Below are 21,604 nucleotides of genomic sequence, written 5' to 3'. Positions count from 1 at the left end.
AAAATTTATTATCCATGAAATCAATCATATCAGGCATGTTAAACCAACTTTTATTAGATTATCAAGATGATAAGGATTCTATTATAAAAACAGATGTCACCAAGCTTGAATCTCATGTAACCACACTTCAGAATCAAATTCTAGAAAAAATAAAGAGGGAACCGAGCTAGGAGAAGGCATATTATCAATAAAGGACCTTTTAGATACCTATATAAAATTATCATAATATAAAAGCCTATTAATTAAAAATAGGCTTAACGTTTTAACCATAGATTACAAAGAGCTTTTAATCTATAATTTATATAAACTTTAATTTTAAATAAGCAAACTGTTTTTTCTATAATCTTTGATTAATAATAGTAGTTAGAAATAGATTAATATTATTAATGGTATATTCTTAGAAGAATTATATTTAAAGGCAATTAATGTAAAATTAATTACACCTTGATAATTTTATTTTTAATAATTGGCGGGAGGTTACAAACAAAAATTAAAAGTTTAATTACAAAGAAGTAAAAATCGATAGTGCAAACACCAAAATAAATAACATAGATAATTAAAGAAAAAATTTCTATTACTATTATTAAAAAAGTATTAATCTGTTACTTACATTAAGCTTTTTCCAAACCCTTTTCTACACTATATTTAACAAGTATTTTATCAAATTTATAATTGTTAAAATTTTTACAAAGCATCAAAAGTCTAATAATATTTACTATTTATTTATATAATTATCAATAAAAATATATTGATGCTATCTTTTTTTAAAAAGGATTATAGAAACAGCAGTTCGCTTTGTTTATTTTACAAATTTATTATTCAATACATAAAAGAATAGACTACCCGAAATGTCTACTATTGCACCTTGAAAAGCTAATACAATTCCTATCATCCAATTATGAAATTTTAATTTGCTATCGAATTCGGTTTTTAAACTTTTAATTCCTCCTTTTACAATATTAATTTCGTCTTTTACAATGCTAATTTCATCTCTTACAAAACCTTGAAGCTCTGGTTTAACAATCTCTAGATCTTTTATTGTTATTTCATTATGATAAAATCTAGTAGCTAAATCACTTGCTAATATTTTATTCATACCTAATCTAACAAGCTCATTATACAGATCATTTTCATTCACTTTTGTCTCTAATATATGCTTATATACCCCTATTTATGGAATTTAGAAATAGCGGTTCACTAGGACCTAGCAGGCACAAAAAAAGCCCTTATGGGCAAATATTTTACTACTGAAAACGGAGAGAGAAAAGTTCTCTAGCCTAATTTAATAATAATATATTATTAAATTATTATCAAGGGTTCACTTTTTTATTTTATCTTTTCTATGATTTTCATAATCAATCATAAGATCTGACAAAATATTTTTTTTATCTTTAATCAGCCTCTCTAAAATAAAATAGATCCTTTTGGTATCTTTTTTGCAAAAATCATAAACTTCTTTGTCTTTCACCAAAATTCTAATGGGTATATTTAGGTTATCATCCTCTTCTTCTACATTTTCTTCAATCATATCTCCTTTATATACATATGAAGAGCTGTTTTTTAGTATATCTTTATATGTAGCTACAAAACCCATTTCTTTAACTTTTTCAATAGAAATAGCCCCTTCTAAAACTTTCTCATAAATTTTCAAATACATATATGCTTGGCTTCTGGCAATTACATAAGACTTTATAAACTGTTTAAAGCTTTTAAAACCATCATATTTATAAAGTTCTTTTTGCTTAATTTCATATAGAATTTTCATTCTTTGAATTTTATTATTAATATCGGATTTCAAATTTAATTTCAACTGTTCTTTTAGTTCATTGTAATTTCTCAATTCTTCATCTTGATTGTTATTTAAATTTAATTCTTCGCCAGTAGAGATTTCTACCCTTTTATATAAAGTTACTTGCTTTTTATTTTCTTTTTTCCCCATTTATATCTCCTATTTTCAGGTAATTTTTGGTAAAATCACCTGTCCGATATCGAACAACTCTAGATAAGTAATATTATGGCTAACAAAAATGTTAACTATAAAGAAAAAATATTTTTTAAAGTATCTTTTATTTCTTTATGATACATTTCTTTTTTAGAGGGTTCTAATCGTCCATTTATAAGAACTTTTATGCTATTTGAAAAATGAACCTTGCCTTTAATATATTCTCTATATTCTTTATAAAGCAAATCCTCCACTTCTTTTATAGTGTTTCTATTTTTTATAAACTGATTCTCCACAATAGAAATATTGTATATTTTCTTTCTAAACTTTGTAATATCATTAACTGCATTAATCAAAATGGTAAAACTTTCTATTGACCATATTTCCACCTGAACTGGAATTACAATATAATTCGCAACATTCAAGGCATTCTTTAAGAGAAAATCTAAACCAGGAGGAGTATCTAGTAAAACATAATCAAAATTGTAATTTTGAATATTTTCATTTAAATGATGCTCTAAAATAATTTCTTTATAATCAATGGCTTCCGAATTAAATTTTCCTAAAATGGGATGAGAGGGAATTATAGAGATATAATCATTAATCTTGTAAATGCATTCATTAAAATGGAAATCTCCTTTTAGCATACTGTAAGCATTGTATTTTTCGATATTTGAAATATATCTATTAAAATAAGAAGTTAAAGAATTTTGTGGATCTAAATCAATTAATAATACTTTTTTGCCTAATTCTTTTAATACATAAGAAAAAAGTATAGAAAGTGCACTTTTCCCAACTCCTCCCTTAATTGAAGCCATTGTTATAATATCTGATTTTTTAATATCCATTTTTTCAAAATTCCTCCATCTGGTAATTTTTTATTGTAAAACTTATATACTTTGCTTTCCATTTTTTCTAAATGATTTAGTGTAAACTGATAGTACTCGGTGGTTTCTTTTTCTTTTTTTCTCAACAAAGTTCTTAGAGACAATATGTAAGACTTGATAGATCCTTTTTTAAACCTAAATTCTATATGATATAGTTTTTTTATTGCATAAATTTTATTATCTTCTTTTTTAAGAAATAAAGGTTTTTCAAGACGATCCCATCCATATTTTATTCCTAAAAATTTATCATTTTTTTCTAATGAAAAAAGATTAAAAAAATAATAATCTTTATTATTAAATTCTTGAAAGACAAGCCTAAATCTTTGCTCCTTGTTAGTAACTCTGAAATCAATTAGATGTTTGAATATTTTTGTGTAGTATGTTTTTTTGCCGTCTATTTCTTCTATTCTACTAAAAGCATCTTTCTTAATTAAAATGTCACTAATCTTTATTGAAGCTTTTTTTTGTTTTAGTTTTTCAAGCAATCTACTCAAATTTTAATCCTTTTGTCAAAATGTTAGCTAAAACATTATTAGCTATTATGCCAGCATGTCCTGAAAAGCCAGTTGTTTTATTTTTCTTCCATTTGGCAGTGTAAACATCTTTAAATTCTCCTGCAAGAATGTAGAAATCAGTTTTATAGGGTGCGGTTTTTCTCATAAAATGGATTTTATCTTTATAAAGATTTAATTTAGATAAGAAAAATTCTTTAATATCTTCAACCACATAATCATATTTTAGATAATTTTTAAAATCTTTGTAGTTTAATAAAGCATTTTTTAGTGTTACAGTTGGTTTTTTGGTGTTAGAAGTTATTGATTTAATTCTTTTAAAGAAAGGGTTTTCTATAGAATTCTTATTATATATATTTATATAGTTTTTATTATATACAGTGATATTTTCAGTGATATTTTGAGGTTCAAAATATCCTTTTTCTTTTTTAAAAACATCTTTTTCATCCTTTACTTTCTTAATTAAGTCTGCTTTAGTGCTACTAAAATATGCATCAATCAATTTATGTGCAATAGGTGACACTTTATATATACAAAGCTTTCCTTTAAATTCTCCAAAGTTATTTGAAAATGTTAGTATTCTTTTTTCTAGTGCTTTTAGTTTAACTAAAAATCTTAAATCTGGCCTTAGAGTATTAATTGTGGTTTTTTTTTTATTTTCTTTACATATATTTGAGTTTAGTACACGAAGTATATCTCCTTGATGATGAACCCCAAGTTCTTTTACTTTTTTGGAAGTAAAGTGTTCTTTATTGATTGGGGTATTGTATTTTTTTTCAAACTCTTTATTTAAGTAAATAATAACTGAAATAATTTTTTTCAGTCTACAAATTTTACTAAGTAGTTTGTTTTTATAGGTTTGGTGTTTATGATTAGATATAACTGATTTCATTTTTAATCTCCATTTTCAGTGTATTATTAATAACTTTATTATAATCAAAATATTTGATTAATTTCAACCCATGAACTATTTATTTTTAAATCAAAGATTATAGAAATAGCTTTTTGCTTTATCCTATAATAGCTTTTTAGATTTTACAAGAACGGGTAAGCCCCCATAGCATGTGATCCACAAGCTTTACTTCAGGCATTTCTTGCCTTAGTTTTTATTTTTTTATAATAATAAACCTTAAGATTTAGGGCTGTATTTTTGATGCCACAGAGTTGCTATATAGTTTGCTTGATGGGGAATATCTATCTACTTTATATAAAGAGGATCCATGTCACTCTGATTTATATAATAATTGTCTTACGATCGTATATCGTTCGTTCTAAATCATTAATACTTTCTGTAAATATTCTTTTTGGATACCCTGAGTTGACAAGTTTTATATTGCTATATTTTTATATTTAGCTACAAAGTAATAAGATAATTTATGTAAAAAATCTTTTCTTTGGTTTGAAATTTTCTTATGTGTGGCTTAGTAACTTTTAATCCAGATTAATTATATTAATAGAGTCTTTTTGTTTTTTTGATAGTTTCCTTTAGTTTATTTTCATTTTTTAGCAAATGTTTAGGATTATTAGTTTTCTCCCCCCCCCCGCTACTTGCTAAAAAATTGTAAATTAAGAACTTTGATTTATTTTTTAATTTTAGGAGGGGATAATTATGAACAAAAAATGTTTATTATTTATGTTGTTTTTGTACTGATAAATTATTGCAAGAATTTTTTACATCTTTATTACTTGCATAATTCTGAACAAGATGTTTCTAAAGAATTAATTAACAAAAGACTAGATAATTATGATTTTGAAAATGAAAATGATAGAAACCTTTTTTTGCCCATGCTCCACAAATTAGAGGGTGTTTAATAAAAATTAGGATTAAAGAAAAAAGTATTTTTAGATGCTCTTGATGTCATGGGGTATCTCATAAAAAATAAATTAATAACTCTAATATTTATTAAGTTTGAGATAATAATTTGTCTTATAGTTGGTTATTCAGATCAAATTTTTGATTATTTAATACAATTAGACTTGTATAAAATTGATTATGTTGAGAAATATGGAGAAAAAGCTAGCAATAGGTTTGAACAATTTTATTCTAAAAAATAAAGTATTAAAGTATTTATAGTTAAACAAATATTAAAACAAGTTTTGGCCAACTTGTCTAAGATTAGTTTTTTAACTTTAAAAAAAACAATCTTAGGATATGAGTTTTAATAAAAATAATTTCACATATTTACTACTATAATAATATTTTTAGTGATTTTAATTTCTGTTTATTCTAATAATTTAGAATATTTTTTAAGAAAAAATATAGATTCAAAAGTTTTAGGAACTATAACTTCTATTAATAGTGCATTATCTCGTATATTTTCATTTTTAGCGCTAGGCATATGTTCAATTTTAACTAATTTTATAAGTGCTATAAATACATTTGTTTTAGATAAATTTTGTTTAAAAATTAAAATATAGTTTAGTAATATTAAGCCTAATATCTTTTATCTTTATAAAAATGAATAATAAAGGGTCTTTATTAAAAAAAAATATAGACAATCTTGAAAAACTCAACCCTCACAAGATTTAAAAACTAAGCATACCAATAAAACTAAATTTAGAAAATCTACTTAATGACTTTAATCAAAATTAAAGCATTAGTAATCAACATGAGTCAACGTGAAATAAAAATAGGAGATTGAATCACATGATTATGTATTTAAAACAAATAAAAGCAAAGCAAGCTATATTGAAATTAAGAAAATTAACAAACCTTATTTAAATCTGGTCTTGAAAAACTAAAACTTATTATTAATAATACTAAAATAAATAATGTTATAGGCGTTTTTAGGAATTTTTTAGCGTTTGTACCTCAGCAAATCTAAAATATAGAAAAGCTTACTAGTTTTTCTTCAAATATAACAAGGACGATAAAAGAATTGATAGAGAGAAACCTAGAGCTGAGTGTATCTTCTAAAAAATAAATACTTTGGTTGCAACTTGCCCTTGGCTTATCGCCTTGTCGCCATTATCTATCTTTTAAGTTTTTTAAATTCTTTTATTTCTTTTTCATACTTAGAATATATTCTAAAAGAGAGGTTTAGGATCACTTTCCCTATTTTATCCTCTAATTCTTGATTTTTTATCAATCTCTTTTAATTTTAGATCTTCAACTTGCCCTTATAGATATGATGGTTCCAAAAGTTTTGAACAGTTTATAAAATTTTTTGTAGTAGCAAAAACTTAGGCCATATGTATTTAAAAGTTTATGAAAAAGTTTTAAAAAGTGTTGTTTCTACTGATATATTAAATTAATAGCATTTATCAACTTTTATCAATATTTATAAAAAAATGATTTTATTGATGCCCATAAAGCTATGCAAGAAAAAATAATTTATGGTATAAAGATTCAAAAAAACAAGTTAAAGGATTTTTATATACAAAAAATAAGATAAAAGAAGAAGAGTGGACTGGAGTTTTTGGAAAATTTGGATCAGGAATTTATCCAAAAATAGGAATTAATGTAAGCTTTATGGACATCTATAAAGGTCTTTTTCTTTAACTTTATTATTTAATAGCATCTTATATAACTTTAATTTTAATTGTTCTTTTAATTCGCTTTAGATTACTAGATTTTTATCCTGATTAGTATTTAAAAATATATTTTTTAATTTTTGACACCCAAGGTGTCAAAAATTATTCTATTATTAATCGAGTTCATTAAAAAGTTTCTTCCTAGTTATTGAATAAAATCAAAATTTTTTTTGTCAAAAGGTCAAGCTTTAAGTGTGAATATTCGTAAATATTTTTAACCTAAAAATAGGAATAATGAATATATTGATGAATTTTTCATTTTAATACTAGTAAAATTACTAAGATGAGCTAATATTCCTAAATTAAAGATTATAGAATAAGTAGTTCATTTTTTCAGCTAACTCTCTTTTGGGTATAATGAAAAAATGTTTTATGAATTTTTAATATTAAATTAATGGAGTAATGCTTTAGAAATTAATTAAAACAAAAAGAATTTTATGAAAAAGAGTATAAGTATTTTGAATATATTTTTCTTTATATCATTTTTTTATTCTTGTGTTGTAGGATCAAATTATTTAAAAAACATAAAAACTGAAGGTTTAGACTTTGAGCTAAGTGAAGAGAATAATGAAAAAGATAATAAAGAAGATAATAAAGAAGATATTAAAGAAGATATTAAAGAAGATATTAAAGAAGATATTAAAAATATTTCCTGTATTAATGAAGAATTTGGGTCAAGCGAAATAAAAGAAGGAGAAGTTTGGAGTGGACTATTCGCAGGAAGTGTTACATGGATAAAACCCAATAATTTAAGGGCTATAAAAGACAGATATAATAATTTAATTGAAGATCTTAAAGGGCTTAAATATTCGTATATTTTTTCGCCCATTCGACTTAAAACTTTTTCTTGGTCATTATTTAGTGGAGACACTTATCATATTAATGACGATAACTATAAAATAATGGGCATAAAGGTTCCAATAGCTAAAATAATAGCATTTGAGTCAACCGAAGAGTTTGAAAAAAGATATGAAGTTAAAAATCTAAAGTTAATTTTTGAAGGAGTGAATTTTGATTTTGAGAAATATAGAACTGATGGTTTTGCTAAAATTACTTTGAAAGAAGTTTCAAGAGAGGCTGGATATATTAATTCATATAATTTTGGGGTTTTTAATGATGCTTTAACAGATTTTTTTACTCTTTTTTATAAAAAGAGTAAATGTAGTTATATGCTTGCCTATCTTACTATAGAAGATAGGCAAACTAGTAAGGACAAAACCCATGAAATTGTATTAGATCTAAAGCTATTTAATGATGTTGTTAAGCTAATATTTGCCAAGTATCCAGATTTATCAAAAGAAAAATTAAAGTCTCCTATTGATTTGATGAATAATAAATAACCTAGTGAAATTTTTAATAAATAGATTTATTTCTTAAAAAATACTAGAAGCACTTTAAGAAACAAAATAAAAGATGATAAAGAAAATAAATACTGTAGAAGTTAGTGATATTGGGGATAATTTAGAAAGATTAAAAAGTTATTTAAAAGAAATTAAAGGATAACTTGAAAATTCTAAAAAGGAAGAGATAACTTCTAAAGTTATAAAATGTGGGGTATTTAGCATAGATTGTCCTAAATAATACTTAATTGATTTATTAATATAAAAAAATCAAGAAGATATTATTAAAACATATTATAAAAAAGATGCTTTTTTATAAAAATATATTTCTAGTTAATTAATATAAAAACTCTTTTTATAAATTACCAATAATTTTGACTAAATTATTTTCTTTGGCTCCATATACTCAACACAAAAGGAATTACGAAATGTCACTAATATATACTTCTCTATGACTTTCTATGTGGATTACAAACTCTTTATTTCTAATAATCTTCTTTAGCTTTAAAAAACAACTAAAATGATACATTTATGCATTTTTAAATATATAAACATTATTTTCTTCTATTTCTAAAAGTTTTTTAGTTCATCTACTGCTTTCTTTAAGAACAACTTCACTAAGAATAACTTTTTCATAATTTTATAGTAATATTTTTAGTAAAAACATATATTTTATTAAGTAAATAAAATATCTTTATAGTAATTAACTAAACTTGAATTGTTAAGCTTTATTCTTAAATAATTCTCATATCCTTTTATTAAAGACAAAATATAGACTTCTCCTTTTTTATTTTTTAATACCTCAAAGTCATTAAGTAAAACCCTAAAATCTTCTTTGGTCAGCGAATAAAGACGAGCTACAATAAAGTTATTTTCATTTTCTTTTTCTTTGAAGAATTTATCTTTGGTATCTAGATTTAATATTTTATCAACTTCTTCTTTACTAAACTCAAAATGTTCTAAGTAAAGTAAATATTTAAAGTTCTCCGGATCATTTTTAGCTATCATTAGAGAAGTATTTTTTGCAAGATTTAGATATAAAGAATTACTTAAAATTTCTTTTTCTTCGGGCTGAGGCATTGGACATTTATATAAACATGATTTTACAATATCGGCACTTAAAGAAAATCTTCTTATTTAAATAGTCAAATGTATATGAATTAAAAATAGATATAATAAATAATTTTTTATATAGTGATATTGGCGCTTTCTTATAATTTATATATATTGTAGAAACACAATAACAATTTTAGGAGACAATGTGCTAATCATGGTTCTTTGATCCGTATTTCTTGCAATTCTTCTATACAGTATTCTTTCAGTTTGATATTGATTTTCTTTAGTTAATACTTTTTATAAGTCTTCTTTATCTATCCATAGCAATTTAGAACTTTCTTTTGCATATTTATCTTCAAAAAATCTTGAATTAAATTGATGAATATTGGCTTCAGAATAAAGAAATACAAAGTTTTTATTATTATATTCTTTATACTTTGTTAAATTTAACCCTACTCCGAAATCAATATATTCCTCGCGAAGAATATTAAATTGATTAAATATTTTGTCAATTAAGCTAAATTCTTCATTATCTTTAAATTCTATGATTGATTCTTGAATAGGAGATAATTTTTTAATTAGGTCTATATTTAATTCAATCCCTTTATAAGCATTGTTTTAGCCATCTTTTAAATCGCTAGTTATTTCTTTTAAAATATTATTACTGTGTTGGATCATAAATTTTGCTTTAAAACTAGATGTAGAAACTTTGGTATTACTAAGTTGAAATATTGCAAATTTAAAACTTGAATGCACGCCTTGAAATCTTTTTTTCAAATTGGTAAATATAATTAAGTTTATAATAATTCTTAGGAATCTTTCTTGGTTTAGCATGAGTAATTCATCTTATATTTTTTTTAAATGCTTGTCTAGTTGAAATTGAATATAGCGCCATTTGATGAAGAAAACTTTGAGTTGAAAATTTTTTCAGAGAATTTTTATTAAGTTTTTCAAACATTTCTTTTAATATCTCTATTTTTTGTATTTCGTAATTTAGAAACAAGTAAATTATTCTATTCATTAGTGTTTTTTCCCACTACTAATCTGATATTTAGAATTGATGTTAGAAATCTCTAGAAAATCGGGTTGAACAACAATTATTTCAGCTATTTGTATATCTTCTTGAACATATTAGGCTTTAAGAGCAGATCTTTATCAATTTTTTCTAATTTCTAGATTGTAGCTAACTTGTTGATAATTTTGATTTGAAGACTTGGAATTTTGATATTAATTTTCAAGATTTTGGTGATTTTCTATTCGATGTTAAGCTGTATTTTTTCGGGTAGCGTTACTGTTTTTTTTTGGGATTGATCTTGCTAATAGATATATATAGAATCTAAAAATTTTAAATTTGTTATTATTTTTTTATCAAACGTGTTATCTAAAAATAATAAGGATACTAACCATTTCAATTGAGCATAATCAAAAAAAGAGATAAAAAAAGGGATCCTTTCCCTTCTACCAAGAAAGAAAAAAAAGTGAATAAAGCAATTAAAAATATAGAGAATCTTATTAGAGACCCTAGATTCTCCAGTTAATTGAGGGCGTATGTCCACTTAAACACTTTAATAAGAAATGATTTTTATGGTGCGATAACTAAAATTAGAAACAAAAAACATCATTAATAAAAATGATCATAACAATAGAAATCACACAAAGAAACTAACACAATTGCAAAATAATTTAAATATAGGGTAGGGGGCAAACTTGATGAAATCATGGGGTACATTGATATTGCAAAACAAAATATAAGATCTGCGGCTTTATTTTTATGTAAAGTTAATGAAAGTTTAAAAGAAGGCATCATTAAAAGATTGGAAAGTGAAAATAGATTGGAAAGTGAAAATAGATTGGAAAGTGAAAATAGGCCAGTATCACAACTATCTAGACAGGCTTTAAATAAAATAGAAAATACTTTAAAGAGCTTAGAAAGCTCTTATTTTAAAAAAGGTTTAACAATGAGGAGAAAGAGGATTATAAAAGAACTTATTGAAAATGCAAAAAATGTTTTAAGTAAGTCTTAAAATGGATAAGAAAATATTTAAATACTAATATATTTAAATTAGAGCCTTCTTTTAAAGAAGACTCTCTTATAATAGTAATCACACATATCTTAACTAAGAGATATTCTTTTTTATTAATTTACTCATCAACATTATTAAAAATAGCTATACTTTTAGCCTTACATTTTTTGTATCGCTATTTTTTTGTTTAAGAAATTTATTCTTAAAAACTTTAGCTAATTTCACAATCTAGTTAATAAAAATATATTTAAGTATTTAACAGGGTCACAACTTCTTGCGCTATTTCCTTTACATTCTTAGCTATTTGTAATACTAACTCTGCTACTTCTTCTATATCTGCAAGTTTTGTACTGTTAGCAGTTTCTGCCTTTATTTTATCCAATGCCTCTTTGACTGCATTTTCTACATCAATTAACTCATCTTTTGCTTTTACTATAGCTTTCCAAGCTATTTCTGCAGCCTCTTTAGCTTGTTCTATTTCATCAGAATCAGATAGTGTTTTTATTTGCTCTTCTTGCTCTTTATACAGTTTTTTCATATTTTGTTCTGCTGCTTTAGTAAGGTTATATGCTTCTTTTGCAACATTAGCCGCAACTATTGCTTTATCATTAGATTCCTTTATTTTTTCTAAATCTATTTCTGCCATTTGAACTAAATCATGCATATTTTTTGTTGCACCTTTTACCTGATCTGCAGCAGATGAAATTAAATTAACCGCATTTATAACCGCTTCTACAACCTTATTTGCCTCATTTGATGCATTTAAATTATCTGTTGTATTTTTTGCTTCTTTTAGTGAATTTGTAGTTTGTTCCAATAACTGATTTAATTCACCCAATATACTCTGTTTTTTTGATTCGTAATCTTTTGAATTTACACCTTCATTATCTAAAGAACAAGATATTAAGAGTAGTAAAAATAAACTTGACAGTAATATTTTTATTAATTTTTTCATATTTACACTCCTATAATAAACATAATGTCTTAAATTATATTTTAATATCAATTATATTTTAATATCAATTATATTTTAATATCAATTATATTTTAATATCAATTATATTTTAATATCAATTGTCTAATTTCTATTTATCTTGACTAACTTAGGGTCAAAGAAAACATCAGTTCATACTGAAGGTATGCTTAGTGATGTTAAAATAAACAAAAAAAATAACTTTTATAGAAAATTATCTTTAAGCTATGTGAAAAGCTATTAGATAAAGCTTGTTAGCTTTATCTATAAGTCTTAAAAAATGACAGTAAAAAGTATAGATTCTCCTAATAATTTATAGTATAAATATAAGAATAATATTTGATATGTAAAATCGCTTTAATTTTTATTTAAACTTAATAAATAAATTGGAGGGAGAATAAAAAAAGAATGATAAAAGGCAATACGTTTATTTTAATATTGGCAACAACAATGTTTGTATCATGTAAATTCTATAGAAATGGTGATGCAAATAAACAAAATACATCTTTAAGTGATGCCACTGGGAATATTGGCAATATAGGCTTAGGCATTTTGCAAGACGGAAACAGAAAAGGTAATTACTAGTAAGGTTGCTTTAGCTCAAGTTGCAGAGCATGCTAATAGCGAACTCATACTTGATGATCCTGATTCTAGTATTAGTAAATGCGACCAAGAAAAGATTGCTGGCAAATTAACCGAAGAAGATGTGGATAAGCTTAAGGCCTTTTTTTACAAAACTATAACATATCAAGGGAGGCTAAATTCTATTTATAACAAATATACAGGTTCTTATAATACTATTGCAACTTATTCTGGTTGTACTGATTATAGTATATTGGATGTTTTAGCAACGGGCCTTATGCAAGACGTAGCCAAGCCCTTATCAACCTAGAAAACAATAAACTAGATAAAGAGTATTCTAAACTTAACAAAACGTTAGAGCAAGCTGCAACTGGTTATGACGTTAGCACTTTGAATAATACAATTAATAAATATAAGGAAGTTATAAAAAAGGCTAAAGAAGCTGAAAATAAAATAGAAAAAGAAAACGATTATACAGAGACTAAAAAAGCTGATGCGGAGAAAAAGAAAAGAAATTTAGATAATCTAAAAACAGTTAAAGATGTTCTTACTGTTTCTAGAAAAACCATAGAATCAGCTAGTGTAGCTTATGCTAATACTTTTGCTGTTATGGCATCTAGATTATCTTCTGCCGAATTTAAGAAAGCTGTTAATGAATTTAAAGATACTGCTGTTGAGAAGTATGCTAATGGGGATAGGGAGACCACGCTGTTGATGTTATTGTGGGCGTCTATTACCGGTATGGCTTTTGATAATGAAAATGGATTTAAAAGAGCGAAGATGTTTGCTAATAAAGCAACAGACGAAGTGGGAAACAAATAATTATTGCTATTGACAAACTAAGCACTACTTATAATACAGTTAAGCCTAAAATAAAGATAAATAAATAAGTAATAAATGTAATAACTAAGAAAATATAGATAATATTATTAGGCATTTCTATTATGCTTTTTGTATACAAAATTTATTTTGGCTCTGTTTTATTTTTTATAGGATATAAATGGGTGTATAAAACTATAAAAATACTTAACAAAAGACACTCTAAAGCCCTATTTATTTTTTCAAAGCCATCTTAAGCAAATTTATAAATAATAATAGAAATAAATTATTATATGTTTAAACCCCTTATCAATAGAAAAAAGAAATAATTCTACACCGAAGTTTTCTAAAATTGTGTTCTACTAAAAGAAGATTAATAAATATCTATTTAATTAAAATTTTTTAATTTCTTAATAAGATATTTTTATTATCTAATTTACTTATATTATTATTAGAATCAAATGATTTTTTTAAAATATATTTTTTTATATTTTCAAATCCTAATTCTTTAATCTTATCGATAGATATACTACCCTCTAAAATTTTGAGTAAAGCTTTAAATAAAAAAACGCTTGGGTTTTAGCAACTACAAAAGTCTTTAAATATTGAGAGAAACTTTTAAAACTATCGTATTTATAAAGTTTTTTTGTTTTAATTTCACATAGAATTCTCATTCTTTGAATTTTAGTGTCAATTTCATTTTCTAAATTCAATTTCAATTGTTCTTTTAAATCTTTGTAAACCATCAAATTTTTATCTATACTAGCATCTAAATTCGATAAATTGTCAGTAATATTATATTCAATTCTATCATTAAGAAATAATTTTTTTATTTTTTTTGCTCATATATATATCCTCAACATACTTAATTATATTATATTCTATATAATCCAGTAAACTAAACCACTTTTACTTAAATAAAGAATTTGAATCAACACTATCCTCTATCTTAAAATAAATTATTATCTTTCAATTCATTAATAGAAATTTAAGAGATTTTTAAATAAAGAATTAATGCAGAGTTACGGCCCTAACAATAGGGTGCTTATAATCCGCCTCCAACATTGAAAAATAGCCCTAAAACAATCGGCCAATATTAAAAAATAATACAAAGTGGTGGTCAAAAATAAAAAGAATAAAGGAATATAAAAAAGGAAAAAAGAACGATAAGAAGCAGCAAATAAGAATCCTCTTGAAAAAAGAGCTAAAAATCAAATTAAAAAAAAGCTACAAATAAAATAGATACTATAATTAGTAACATTGATAATATTAAAAGAGAAAAAGAGATGCCTGGACAAAGGGCTTAAGATAGGGATACTTATCCTATTATATGATGATATTATAGGAAGTGAAGCTAGGGACTCTATATATAACATGTGGGGACAAAACATGGATGATGTTAATGCTAACAATCTATTTTTAAACCTATAAATACTAGAAACAACTTAAGAAGCAAGTAAAATAAAAGATGGTAATTTTTAAAAAAATACTGTAGAAATTAGTGATATTAGGAATGATTTAAAAAGCTTAAAAAGTGATTTATAAAAAATCAAAGAATATCTTGAAAATCTTGAAAAGGAAGAGATAGCTTCCAAAGCTATAAAATGGGGGGTATTTAATGTAGATTGTCCTCAATTAATAGTTTTTAATATTTAATTAATATTAAAAAATTGAGAATCCCTAATACTTGAAAATCCAGAAAGTTTTAGTTTAGAAAAAGAGCATATCATTATGTCTATGTAAGGATTAATGAATGAAATTATATAAAATATTAGGCTTTTAGTTATAAATTCTTTTTTTTAAAAAATAAGATTTTTCGTATCTTAATAAGATAAGGCATTCTTAAATTTTATTTTCTATGACTTTTCTTTTTTGATAAAATAAAAATCCTCTATATTTAGATCTAAAAAATATTTATTTTTAAAGCAAACTCTATTCTTCGGATGTTCATAAAAAGGAATTAATACTTTATTCTTTAATGCTAATTTTACAGTTTAGTCGCTAATATTATTTTCAGTAGTAAATAATATTAATTCTTTATATATAGTATTAGCAACTAAGGGTTCTGCTCCTCCTGCCTTATAATAATATTGTCTTTTAATTAAGATAAGATCTTAAATTACTTTCCTTTTCCCCATTCGTTATTCTTCTAATTTTAGATTGATAAAATTGATAACCATTCGCCAACCCTCAACCCCTTTTATAACTGTTTTCAGCAAAAAAATTTAAATTTCGAGTTTTTCCTCTTCAATTTCTTTTTCTAACATTAAATAGATTACTTTAGGCGCAATAAACATAATACGTAAATTATTACCAATTTTATCTTTTCTCAAGAATTGTTAAATACTGAATCATTATACTTATTTATGGAAATTAAATATTAAAATTTAATCCTTATAAAATTTATAAATAAATACATACATAAAATTAAATAATAATAATTTCAATAAATTAGATCTTATTGTATTAAAATACATACAAAAGAATTCTAAAACCTGAATACTTGCCTCTGTAAAAGCTTCATTTAAATTGAAATGTTTTGTGTTCAAATTAACAACTTTTAGTCGATTTTTTTAGCCAGATTATTTATTTATCTTACATCTAGATCTCTTGATAGAAAAAAAGCGGAGCATATTATACCCCAGACGATTTAACTAATTTTATGGTCATATCACTTATACTATCTTGAACACCATATTCTTCACTTTCTTTAAGAATAGCTCTATATTCTTTATCAAGCTCTTTTTTTTACATCTTCAAATTTATCTCGCTCGTACCATACTTTCTCTGTTAAGTATTCTAGACAAGAAATTAAAAAATGGCCCGATCCACAAGAATTATCAATAATTTTTATATCTAAAGGAGACCTGGTTTTAAGCTGTTCTTCAATAAGTAAAGAATTAGTGCTTAAAAGGATGCTACTAAAGAAGTGTATTTATGGTGTTGATATTAATCCGATTTCGGTTGAAATTACTATGCTAAGTTTATGGATTAATACTTTTATTTTTGGAACACCACTAAGCTTTATTGAGCATCATATAAAAGTAGGAAATGCTCTGCTAGGATATACCAAAGATGAATTTTTTGATATTACGAAAAAGAAATTTGAAAGTGGATTTTCTTTATTTAAAAAAAGAATTGAAGAAATTACAATTATTTTAGAAGATAGCTATCAAAAAATTAAAGGCATTAACGATACTACTAAAGAAGATATAGAAAAATCTAAAAATATATACAAAGAATATGATAAAAGTGAAGATACAGATAATTTAAGAATAATATTTTCTTTAATTAAGCTTTATTCATTATCTTTTGATAAATCTTTAAATATAGAATTTAGTGATATTACAGCTGTAATTAGCTTAATTGAAAATATTTTGGGCAATAAACCCTCTAGTAAAGATAAAGAAAAAATAGAGAAAATTAGAAAATTAAGTAGCTACTATAAATTTTTCCACTATGGAATTGAGTTTCCAGATATTCAGGAAGGATTTGATATTGTAATTGGGAATCCTCCATGGGAGAAAACTAAGTTTAATGAAGCAGAATTTTTCTCAAAACATATTCCTAACTACAGAAAACTAATCATAAAAGAGTAAAATAAAATAAGGCAAGAAATATTCAGTAAAGATAATCACCCTTTAAATATTGAATATAATGAAGAAAAAAATAGTATAATTACTATTAACAATATTTATAAAAATGATTTTAAAGATTTTTCTAGTGGCGGTGATCCAAATCTTTTTAGATACTTTGTTACATTTAATTTAAAACTAATAAAAGAAAAGGGTAATTTAACTTATCTAGCTCCTTCAAGTCTTTGGAGTGAATTTAGTTCTAGATCGCTAAGAAAACACATATTTGCTTATTACAATACATAGAAAAGAATTTAAAGATATCTCAAAACTTTGCGAAAACCTTAACCGCAACTATTGAAGCTTGCAATCGAAATTTTTGAGATATTAAAACAAATATAAAAAATCTCGAAGACCATTTTATGAAAGAATGCTTAGATTTTATTCCCTAAATTAAATCTATTAAATCCATACAAATTGTTGCACTTTTTATATTTTAAAAAGAAAAGAATTAACTTTTATTCTTAAAATTCATGTAATCTAAATTCACGCTAAAAACATCAATGGAAATTAAATTTTTAATATCAAATAAGTTTAATACTATTTGACAACAATATTAAATTGTAATATTATTATTTTGAAATAAAATTAATATTTAATAATTTAAATTTATAAGGAGATCATTTTGAAAAATTCTAAATTAAATATTATTAAGCTTAACGTTATTACAGCAATATTAACTTCAATTTGCATATCATGTTCACCTTTTGGCAAGGTTAATCCAAACAAACTAAAAAATCCTACTACTTCTAAAACCCTAAAAAAAGTAAAGCGAAGCAACAATTCTAGAAATCTAAAAAACCTAAACAGCCATACCAATTCAGAAAATTCATCAGAAAATAATAAAAATCTTGAAAATGAATCTCAAAATTCAAAATCTTCAAATCAAAATTCTCAAGAAGAAACCACAATCTCAAAATTAGAAAACATTGGTAAAGGCCTAGAAGCTCAAAAAAAGGAAGAAGATACACAAATAGCTAAAATAGCTAAATCTGATAGTGTTCAATATGATTTCCTAGAGACTTTTAAACTTCAAAGAGATGATTATTTTATGTTTCATGCAAAAATGAAATTAAAAAGAATAATTTACCCATCCCTAAATTACGATACAAAAAAAATATTGGCATTAAAAGAAATTCTTGAAAAACTTGATACAGATAAGAACCGAAGAGTAGCTGGTAAATTTTTCGAAACATCAAGGGATATTCAACTGAAATTAGAAGATGTGCATTTAAAAAAAATACAAGATACATTACGCACTCTAAGCAAAAAAGAAGCCGAAACGTTACTACAAGATGTAAAACGTGATTTAAAGATAAAACAAAACTTTGCTAAAACTTTAAACGCAACTATTGACGCTTACAATAAAAATGTTGGTGGCATTAGAACAAATGATGAAGCGCTAGCAAACCACATAAAGAATAAATACTCTCATCCTCTTTATCTACTAAATCAAGCTGATTAATCTAAACAAAAAAAATAATATGCTGCACTTGATATTTTAAAAAGAGAAGTTAATTCTTCTCTTTTTTTATTCATACAATCTAAATTAGCGCTAAAAACATGTAATAGAAATTAAATTTTCAATATCAAATAAATTTAATATTATTATTTTGAATTAAAACTAATGTTTAGTAATTTAAATTTATAAGGAGAGCATTTTGAAAAACCTAAATTAAATATTATTAAGCTTAACTTTATTACAGCAATATTAAATTCAATTTTCATATCATGTTTACCTATTGGAAAGGTCAATCCAAAACCTCATATCAATACTAATCCAGAAAATAACCAAAATTAAAGTTTAGAGAAGCTTTTCGTATAAGTTTTTATAATTTTCAGGATTATAACTCTACTTCTAAGATTTTTTTAGTTTGCAAAACTTTATATGCTTTCTCTAATTTAAGAAGCTCTACATTTGCCTTATTCATCTTATCGTTAAGTTATTCTTGTTTTATTCTTAGCATTCTTGATTGCTTTTTGAGCATCAGCTATCCAAATAGTAAAGATAATTATACCCTAAAGAAGGTATATCTTTTATAGCTTCTTCTAAAGCCCCTTCTGCTTTTCTTTTTGTATTCTCAAAATCATCCTTAGATCTTGCTAAAGCACCAATTGCATCATTGCAATGAGATTTAACAGAAGCATGGCTGCTATTAACCTTATTAATTTCTTGGTTCAAGTTATGTAATAGTAATGTATTGTTGTTAGTATTATATTTAGATTTTCTAGCAGTATTTAAATAAGAACGAGCACCCTCAATAGCACTTTTTATCTTATCAAGTTTTGATTTTGTTGTTTCTAAGTCTGCAGTTTTTTTCTCAGTTTTTTCTAAAAAAGTTTCAGCTTCGTACATAATTTCCCTAGCAGTAATAGCTTCATTAGATTCCTTATTTAACTTGTTGAGATTTTTTATCAACATTATTGTTATTTACTTTACTAGTATTAGAGTGCTTTGTGTTTAAATTATTATTTATTTGTGTTCCTAAATTATTACTTTCTTTACTTTTCTTTATGATATTTTCTTTTTCCTTACTTTTATTCTTGATTATTTGCTTCTCCATTACTAATGCTCCTAGCCTTACGATCACTTCTGTTGTTGTCTTCTACAGAATCTAGAGAATTATTATCTAGCTTATTAGTAGAATTTATACTTTTATTATTATTTATATCTTTATTATTATTGACAAAATACTTATTGTTGGCTAAAGCCTGTTTAAGTTTTGCCTGTAAGCTTTTCATATGGCTTACAAGAGATAGTGCTACAAAATAAACTGGATATCATTAATACTTCTTTAATCATTAAATTCATTATATTACCTCTATCTAAAATAGAATATTATTAGAAACTAAAATTACTATAAAAGTATTTACTTTTATAGTAATTTTAGTTTAAATTTATTTTAAATATAACTTGACTATAGTTTAATTTTGGGTATACTATAAATTAGTTCGACGTTAGCTCGAATTATATAAAATTAGCAATGAAATAGGGCTTAAAACAAGTTTTTTTAAAAGAATTTGTCTTAAGCCCTATTCATTTTATGTAACATTAATTTTCCTAATTTACGGTTTATTTATATATTTTTTAGTTTTAATTGTTCTTTATTAGGTTCATGAGGCGACATAATACATTTACAATATCTGATTTTTTAATTGTGTTTTATAATTCAAAAACAGGGTAATTATAGCCCATAGTCTATTTATAGTAGTCCATAATTTTTGTGTAACATTTTTACTAAAGGATAATTGACTGTGTAGTAAAGCTTGAATATATCTCTTTTAAAGCTAAATTTATTGGTTATGATTTTTATTTTGTTTTCTAAATCATCGAGATATTGTTCTAATAAATCTATATCAATATTTCGAATACTATTGAGATATTTATGCAAGTTAGAATTGAATATGCGGCGTATAAAGCTCCTACTATAGTACCTCATGTTGAAATTTAGGCTGTCTAGTGTGTAAATAAGAATTAATAAGTTACAATATGTACGATTATGGCGATTAATGTTTAATATTTTTATCAAAAACTTTTCCAATTGTTCTCCATTAATTTTTTATTATTTATTATATAAAAATATATGTCTTTAAGATTTATATTTCTAAATTTTCTTAATTTGCAAAGAAATATTTTTTTACGATTAAATGGTAGTAGGATCGTTTTGTTCCAACTGTTGTTTTAGTTTATCTGATATTAGGAGATATTAGTCTTGTAGTGTTTAACTAAACCCTTTAAAGGGGTAATTAATTTTATAATAAATCATATATGTGGGCTTGTTTTTAAAAGATAATTTCACTATGGTTTTTGTTTTTTCTAATATATCAAGATATTTTTTCATTGTTTTTAGATCGCAAGAATTTTGATTATTCTTTTCAAGAATTTCGTTGTAAAATTTTAAGAGTTTTTTTGAGAATAATTATTCAATTTTAGATTTAAATAATGTATTGCCTCATAAAGCAGGCATACTCTTAGTAAACTCAATTTCTAATTAATTGATGGAGTTGTTTTTCTATGATTTTTTTAATTTTAATTGGTTTTTTTAGAATACCATTTCTAATTCTAATTGTTTTTTTTCGAATTTTTTTTATATACTTATATTATGAAAAATTTTTTTTTTAAAAAAAAAGAATAAATTGATAAATTCTTTTCAAGATTATGTAGTTTTGTGATTTTTAAGTTAAATGTTTAGGTTTTCTTGAAAATTCAAGTTAAAAATTAGAATTTTCAAGTTTAAATGATTGATTTAAAAAGTTAAAGTTATGAGTCATAATACTCTATACTAATAAATAATTATAT

Annotated in this window: 22 protein-coding genes and 3 pseudogenes; 11 read left to right on the top strand and 14 right to left on the bottom strand. The window is 24.2% G+C overall.

The annotated features are described in order from the left end of the window. Positions 1-14 precede the first annotated feature (14 nt). A complete protein-coding gene (locus Bmayo_RS07255) occupies positions 15-170 on the top strand; it encodes a CRASP family complement regulator-acquiring lipoprotein (protein WP_338024403.1) in 156 nt (51 codons plus the stop codon). Between the two features lie 629 nt (positions 171-799). Here Bmayo_RS07255 and bdr read toward each other — a convergent pair. The 5 genes from bdr to Bmayo_RS05795 form a co-directional block, all read right to left on the bottom strand. Then, a complete protein-coding gene (bdr, locus tag Bmayo_RS05815; RefSeq protein WP_235633193.1) occupies positions 800-1,138 on the bottom strand; it encodes a Bdr family repetitive protein in 339 nt (112 codons plus the stop codon). Positions 1,139-1,318: 180 nt separating this feature from the next. Then, the gene (locus tag Bmayo_RS05810; protein ID WP_075552711.1) at positions 1,319-1,939 is read right to left on the bottom strand and encodes a chromosome replication/partitioning protein; all 621 of its coding nucleotides are present in this window, start codon (positions 1,937-1,939) and stop codon (positions 1,319-1,321) included. Between the two features lie 95 nt (positions 1,940-2,034). Continuing rightward, positions 2,035-2,790 carry a ParA family protein gene (locus Bmayo_RS05805; RefSeq protein WP_075552710.1) on the bottom strand — a complete coding sequence of 252 codons (756 nt, stop codon included), beginning with the start codon at positions 2,788-2,790 and terminating at the stop codon, positions 2,035-2,037. After that, positions 2,763-3,323: a DUF226 domain-containing protein gene (locus Bmayo_RS05800; RefSeq protein WP_075552709.1), complete on the bottom strand. Its 561-nt coding sequence runs from the start codon at positions 3,321-3,323 to the stop codon at positions 2,763-2,765. The genes Bmayo_RS05805 and Bmayo_RS05800 overlap by 28 nt, the downstream gene beginning before the upstream one ends. Beyond that, positions 3,316-4,233 (bottom strand): plasmid maintenance protein, encoded by a 918-nt coding sequence (locus Bmayo_RS05795; RefSeq protein ID WP_075552708.1) that lies wholly within the window; start codon positions 4,231-4,233, stop codon positions 3,316-3,318. Before Bmayo_RS05795 ends, Bmayo_RS05800 begins: the two co-directional genes overlap by 8 nt. 683 nt (positions 4,234-4,916) lie before the next feature. Between Bmayo_RS05795 and Bmayo_RS06975 the strand changes: the two genes are divergently transcribed. The 3 genes and pseudogenes from Bmayo_RS06975 to Bmayo_RS05775 all read left to right on the top strand — a co-directional run bounded on the left by Bmayo_RS06975 (position 4,917) and on the right by Bmayo_RS05775 (position 8,215). Next, positions 4,917-5,153 (top strand): hypothetical protein, encoded by a 237-nt coding sequence (locus Bmayo_RS06975; RefSeq protein WP_235633500.1) that lies wholly within the window; start codon positions 4,917-4,919, stop codon positions 5,151-5,153. A 15-nt stretch (positions 5,154-5,168) separates the two neighbouring features. Then, positions 5,169-5,396 (top strand): annotated as a pseudogene (gene eppA / locus Bmayo_RS07250) (exported protein A EppA); the annotation flags it as partial. Between the two features lie 1,916 nt (positions 5,397-7,312). Continuing rightward, positions 7,313-8,215: a S2/P23 family protein gene (locus Bmayo_RS05775; RefSeq protein WP_075552706.1), complete on the top strand. Its 903-nt coding sequence runs from the start codon at positions 7,313-7,315 to the stop codon at positions 8,213-8,215. A gap of 675 nt (positions 8,216-8,890) precedes the next feature. Here Bmayo_RS05775 and Bmayo_RS05770 read toward each other — a convergent pair. Both Bmayo_RS05770 and Bmayo_RS07030 read right to left on the bottom strand, forming a co-directional pair. Next, a pseudogene (locus Bmayo_RS05770) lies at positions 8,891-10,073 on the bottom strand (class I SAM-dependent DNA methyltransferase); the annotation flags it as partial. A 39-nt stretch (positions 10,074-10,112) separates the two neighbouring features. Next, on the bottom strand, positions 10,113-10,292 hold the full coding sequence (locus Bmayo_RS07030; RefSeq protein ID WP_075552704.1) for a complement regulator-acquiring protein: 180 nt from the start codon (positions 10,290-10,292) through the stop codon (positions 10,113-10,115). Between the two features lie 697 nt (positions 10,293-10,989). Between Bmayo_RS07030 and Bmayo_RS05755 the strand changes: the two genes are divergently transcribed. Next, positions 10,990-11,295, top strand: coding sequence for a P12 family lipoprotein (locus Bmayo_RS05755; protein ID WP_145924640.1), 306 nt, complete (start codon positions 10,990-10,992; stop codon positions 11,293-11,295). 247 nt (positions 11,296-11,542) lie between these two features. Here Bmayo_RS05755 and Bmayo_RS05750 read toward each other — a convergent pair whose 3' ends face one another. After that, positions 11,543-12,250 carry an OspD family protein gene (locus tag Bmayo_RS05750; RefSeq protein WP_075552703.1) on the bottom strand — a complete coding sequence of 236 codons (708 nt, stop codon included), beginning with the start codon at positions 12,248-12,250 and terminating at the stop codon, positions 11,543-11,545. A gap of 426 nt (positions 12,251-12,676) precedes the next feature. On the opposite strand from Bmayo_RS05750, the gene Bmayo_RS07245 reads away from it, so the two are divergent. From Bmayo_RS07245 to Bmayo_RS07235, 3 genes are all read left to right on the top strand, one after another. After that, positions 12,677-12,853, top strand: a complete 177-nt coding sequence (locus Bmayo_RS07245) for a hypothetical protein (protein ID WP_235633191.1) — start codon at positions 12,677-12,679, stop codon at positions 12,851-12,853. Positions 12,854-12,974: 121 nt separating this feature from the next. Continuing rightward, positions 12,975-13,160 carry a hypothetical protein gene (locus Bmayo_RS07240; RefSeq protein WP_235633190.1) on the top strand — a complete coding sequence of 62 codons (186 nt, stop codon included), beginning with the start codon at positions 12,975-12,977 and terminating at the stop codon, positions 13,158-13,160. Between the two features lie 80 nt (positions 13,161-13,240). Beyond that, positions 13,241-13,672 carry a hypothetical protein gene (locus Bmayo_RS07235; RefSeq protein WP_235633189.1) on the top strand — a complete coding sequence of 144 codons (432 nt, stop codon included), beginning with the start codon at positions 13,241-13,243 and terminating at the stop codon, positions 13,670-13,672. A gap of 533 nt (positions 13,673-14,205) precedes the next feature. On the opposite strand, the gene Bmayo_RS07225 is transcribed toward Bmayo_RS07235, so the two are convergent. Further along, complete coding sequence (locus tag Bmayo_RS07225; protein WP_235633188.1) at positions 14,206-14,415, bottom strand: chromosome replication/partitioning protein; 210 nt, start codon at positions 14,413-14,415, stop codon at positions 14,206-14,208. Positions 14,416-16,257: 1,842 nt separating this feature from the next. On the opposite strand from Bmayo_RS07225, the pseudogene Bmayo_RS06735 reads away from it, so the two are divergent. From Bmayo_RS06735 to Bmayo_RS06730, 3 genes and pseudogenes are all read left to right on the top strand, one after another. Next, positions 16,258-17,541, top strand: a pseudogene (locus Bmayo_RS06735) (Eco57I restriction-modification methylase domain-containing protein); the annotation flags it as partial. Positions 17,542-17,929: 388 nt separating this feature from the next. Further along, positions 17,930-18,769, top strand: coding sequence for a complement regulator-acquiring protein (locus Bmayo_RS05725; protein ID WP_076342440.1), 840 nt, complete (start codon positions 17,930-17,932; stop codon positions 18,767-18,769). A gap of 216 nt (positions 18,770-18,985) precedes the next feature. Beyond that, the gene (locus Bmayo_RS06730; RefSeq protein ID WP_420807320.1) at positions 18,986-19,105 is read left to right on the top strand and encodes a complement regulator-acquiring protein; all 120 of its coding nucleotides are present in this window, start codon (positions 18,986-18,988) and stop codon (positions 19,103-19,105) included. Between the two features lie 186 nt (positions 19,106-19,291). On the opposite strand, the gene Bmayo_RS05720 is transcribed toward Bmayo_RS06730, so the two are convergent. The 5 genes from Bmayo_RS05720 to Bmayo_RS07500 all read right to left on the bottom strand — a co-directional run bounded on the left by Bmayo_RS05720 (position 19,292) and on the right by Bmayo_RS07500 (position 21,188). Beyond that, on the bottom strand, positions 19,292-19,660 hold the full coding sequence (locus Bmayo_RS05720; RefSeq protein WP_235633499.1) for a hypothetical protein: 369 nt from the start codon (positions 19,658-19,660) through the stop codon (positions 19,292-19,294). 34 nt (positions 19,661-19,694) lie between these two features. Further along, a complete protein-coding gene (locus tag Bmayo_RS07025; RefSeq protein ID WP_193402203.1) occupies positions 19,695-19,868 on the bottom strand; it encodes a hypothetical protein in 174 nt (57 codons plus the stop codon). Further along, on the bottom strand, positions 19,843-20,046 hold the full coding sequence (locus Bmayo_RS05715; protein ID WP_075552701.1) for a hypothetical protein: 204 nt from the start codon (positions 20,044-20,046) through the stop codon (positions 19,843-19,845). The genes Bmayo_RS07025 and Bmayo_RS05715 overlap by 26 nt, the downstream gene beginning before the upstream one ends. Before the next feature lie 461 nt (positions 20,047-20,507). Next, positions 20,508-20,744: a hypothetical protein gene (locus Bmayo_RS07505; RefSeq protein WP_338024402.1), complete on the bottom strand. Its 237-nt coding sequence runs from the start codon at positions 20,742-20,744 to the stop codon at positions 20,508-20,510. A gap of 282 nt (positions 20,745-21,026) precedes the next feature. Further along, the gene (locus Bmayo_RS07500) at positions 21,027-21,188 is read right to left on the bottom strand and encodes a hypothetical protein (RefSeq protein WP_338024401.1); all 162 of its coding nucleotides are present in this window, start codon (positions 21,186-21,188) and stop codon (positions 21,027-21,029) included. Between the last annotated feature and the right edge of the window lie 416 nt (positions 21,189-21,604).

Source organism: Borreliella mayonii (genome assembly GCF_001945665.1).
Classification (GTDB): domain Bacteria; phylum Spirochaetota; class Spirochaetia; order Borreliales; family Borreliaceae; genus Borreliella; species Borreliella mayonii.
The sequence above is the reverse complement of the archived record's forward strand: the minus strand, read 5'-3'. Positions and strand labels throughout refer to the sequence as shown.